Annotated in this window: 2 protein-coding genes; both read right to left on the bottom strand. The window is 32.4% G+C overall.

From position 1 onward, the window contains the following. Positions 1-315: 315 nt before the first annotated feature. Positions 316-723: a hypothetical protein gene (locus JN080_RS28755; RefSeq protein WP_256239353.1), complete on the bottom strand. Its 408-nt coding sequence runs from the start codon at positions 721-723 to the stop codon at positions 316-318. A 36-nt stretch (positions 724-759) separates the two neighbouring features. After that, positions 760-936, bottom strand: a complete 177-nt coding sequence (locus tag JN080_RS28750; protein ID WP_256239352.1) for a hypothetical protein — start codon at positions 934-936, stop codon at positions 760-762. Positions 937-1,278: the final 342 nt, after the last annotated feature.

Genomic DNA, 1,278 nt, shown 5'->3' with positions numbered 1-1,278 from the left:
GTCGTTCGCTTCTCTTCTTAGGGTTGCCCAAAAACCAAAACCAAAATCAAATTGTGTAGGGGGCATTGACAGTGTCGTTCTTATCAGTTTAAGTGTTTTCCTTCACAAAGTTGATCATAATACATTGGAATTACATACCGAACAATAAGTATCACATCCATTAAGTCATGATACCTTTAACAAACGTTCTACCCAAAAGAAAAAACCGAATGTAACTTTTTATACTTTATGTTACATTCAGGTATTGTGGTTTGGTTCGATTGAGTTCTTTGCGAAATTAACAAAAAAATAGGTATCTTTATTAAAGGGCAATTCTTATTGGGAAAGATGTTTGTAATCTAATATTTCTATTTTGAAATCGTGTTTGCATCCAATTTTAGGGCTGTCGCAGGATGGATAAATTCTTACTTTCACTAAGTCCTGACGATAGTCAAATGGTTTATTACTATGGTCAGGAACTCGAATCCTTATAGAAACATCATAAGAATGGTCCCGATTATAATGCATACCAACAATTCTTTCCCATTGCCAGCCAAAAGTAGCAGCATTACCTCCATACTCTTTCATAACCCTTTTATCAATAGACGGAAACACAATGTCTGAAACAATATCCTGTGTTGTAACGTAATCTTCCTCATTTGAAATGGAATCAGCTTTAACCACTTCTAAAGGAGCAAAAATAAATAATAAAAATCCTAATAAGATTAAGTATTGTTTAACCATCAAGATTCACCTCATGTTTCCTTTGCTCCTTATTCTTCACAAATTGTTATGCTTTATTGAATTAACCTTATCCTTTATCTTCCTCATCATCCGATTGGTATAAAAGATAAGATAAACGACTAATTTTTTCCATTCTTCGTCCTCCTTCTTTACAATCATATGTTCATAGAATTCGTTAAATTGATGCAATTCCCTGCATATCTGAATCCACAAAAAAAGACCACCTATCATCGGTAGCCCAATCTTTAAAAAAGAAATTGCTATTCAATTATTGAATGGTGATGTATTACTCAAAGACATTAAAAAAACAAAAAGTTTAAAAGCATATATTATAGCAGCTGAGGCAAAAAACAATAAGGTGGATACACATGAGGTAGCTCTATTCGTAGAAAAGTTTATGTTAATGGAAGTTTAAATTGAAATTGGACTTATAATTTGAACAAATGGATAATTAACCTCAGAGTTTTAAAGATTACAAGGGTTTAATAACTAACTCAACTTTCGCACCTAGAAAAATGTAATGAATTTAAATGGCTGTAAAGTTCGGAGCCTTCC

Origin of the sequence: Bacillus sp. EB600 (assembly GCF_024494385.1) — a bacterium.
In the GTDB taxonomy this organism is placed as follows: domain Bacteria; phylum Bacillota; class Bacilli; order Bacillales; family Cytobacillaceae; genus JAEVLT01.
Note: the sequence above shows the minus strand (reverse complement) of the source record. Positions and strands in the feature narration are given on the sequence as shown.

Excerpts from the sequence above, each read along its gene's own strand:
- JN080_RS28755 (WP_256239353.1), bottom strand. The coding sequence starts at position 723 with ATGGTTAAACAATACTTAATCTTATTAGGATTTTTATTATTTATTTTT.